At 41.5% G+C, this 2,044-nt stretch carries 2 protein-coding genes; one reads left to right on the top strand and one right to left on the bottom strand.

Translation table 11 applies throughout. The features are described from left to right. On the bottom strand, window positions 1–503 hold a 503-nt coding region (locus PX484_RS16550), incomplete at its 3' end, for a primosomal protein N' family DNA-binding protein (RefSeq protein WP_502882759.1). Between the two features lie 624 nt (window positions 504–1,127). On the opposite strand from PX484_RS16550, the gene PX484_RS16555 reads away from it, so the two are divergent. Then, window positions 1,128–2,044: sigma-70 family RNA polymerase sigma factor (locus PX484_RS16555; protein WP_288104808.1), on the top strand; the 917-nt coding region annotated here is incomplete at its 3' end.

Here is a 2,044-nt window from a genome sequence, read left to right on the forward strand (position 1 = left end):
AGCAGGGATAAAATCTGACGGGAGAGGGGAGTACAAAAAACTTCCGCACCGGGGGGAATCGCTTCTGGTTTTAATCTGATGCGACGTTGGGAACTTCGCAGTAAACCCGTAGGTAAAGCGACGCGAACAACGGTGATTAAATCCGTTGCGTAGTATTGGGCGATTTTAGTCAATAACTGCCAATAATTATCGGGGAAAAAGCCCTTAGTAATCACATCTTCCACGGGACGAATTTGATTTTCTTCTAGTCCTGCGGGCAAATTTTCGAGAAATCTAAGAGCAATTCCCCCAATTACCTGAGAACCAAAGGGAACGCTTAAAATATCGCCGATTTCTACTGTTAAATCCTGGGGGATACTATAGGTTAATATTTGCTGATCCTCTTGACTATCTCTAGGATAAGGGCGATCGACCAAAACCTCTAACCACGGTTGTCCAGTTGTGGTTAATTGGTAAGGTGTGCGAGGTTCCGCTACAGTTAGAGTAGCACAGCGATCGAGCATGGTTATCAGTTATCAGTTATCAGTGGGAAGTGGGAAGTGGGGAGTGGGAAGTGGGGAGTGGGAAGTGGGGAGATCACTCGCGTTGCGGGGGGGGGGAGAATAGGGTATTTAAATTATAGTTTAAAGCTTGAGGGGAATAAAAATAGCTAATTTTGTCTAAAAACACTTTAAATATTGCTTTTTTGCCCGCAAATTTTGATTTTTAGCCCGTGAAATCTTTCCAAATGATAATTATTGACTATTAGCTATTGAATCAAAGCATAGTTAGTCAAAACTTGAGAATAGTTCTCAATAAAAAAAGCGAAGAATAGTCATAAAAAGCTGACTGCTATCTTGATTGTTAAGAAGCGTGATCTTTACCTAGTCAAATACCAAAAACCTTAGTTAGAGTGTATGAGTAGAAACACAAAAAGTTCCTCCCATTCACCAGAAAATCTTATTGTCTGGTTCGGCGATTTGTAACCATCGACACAGAATCGCGCAATTATATCCCAGAAATTGCCGCCATTAATTAAGAAAACGTTTAAAAAATCTGCTCCCCGAAAATTCAATGTAACAATCAGCCCATTGGGAGAAACCGAGTTTTTCCCCGCTATTATAACCCCACTCCATCCATAACTGCTTATGAAAATCTCTAAACTAGCCTCTGATGATAATTTTAATCAAATCATTGCCCTGGAGACAAATCCTTTAGAACTAGACAGCGTGGATTTTGCTGAAAGAACTGACGAAGATCTGACTGAACCTTTACCGGAAACCCTAAAAACCACTCGTGGGGGTAGTGGAACTGGATACGATAAAGGCAGCAATGAAGATACTGTTGGAGCATTTTTTAAAGAAATGGCCCGTTATCCCCTGCTTAATGCGGAAGAAGAAATTGAATTAGCCTACTCGGTTAAGTTTCTGATGGAAGCGGAAGAAGTGCGCCAAAAACTACAGGAAAATTTACATCGTCCCCCGACAAAAACGGAATGGGCGATCGCTTTACAATTAGATAATGAACGTCAACTGGAAAACCGTCTTTATCGGGGAAGAACAGCTAAACGGAAAATGATTCGTTCTAATTTGCGCTTGGTGGTTTCTATCGCTAAACGCTATTTAAATCGCGGGGTTCCTTTCTTAGATTTAATTCAAGAAGGTGCGATCGGACTCAACCGTGCGGCCGAAAAATTCGATCCCAATAAAGGTTATAAATTCTCTACCTATGCTTATTGGTGGATTCGACAAGCAATCACCCGCACCATTGCTAACGATGCGCGTACAATTCGTTTACCGATTCACATTGTCGAAAAACTCAATAAACTCAAAAAAGCGCAGCGCATTCTCAAGCAAGATTTACAACGCAATCCCAATGAACGGGAACTCGCGGAAGCGTTGGAAATGACTCCCGAACAATTGCGGCAATTATTACAATTGCGTCGTCAATCTCTCTCTTTAAATCATCGTGTAGGGAAGGGAGAAGATACGGAATTAGTGGATCTGTTGGAAGATGATGATCTACAACTTCCCGAAGATAAAATGAATGAGATGATGATGCGTCA

Origin of the sequence: Microcystis sp. M49636_WE2, from assembly GCF_030065375.1 — a bacterium.
GTDB lineage: Bacteria > Cyanobacteriota > Cyanobacteriia > Cyanobacteriales > Microcystaceae > Microcystis > Microcystis aeruginosa_C.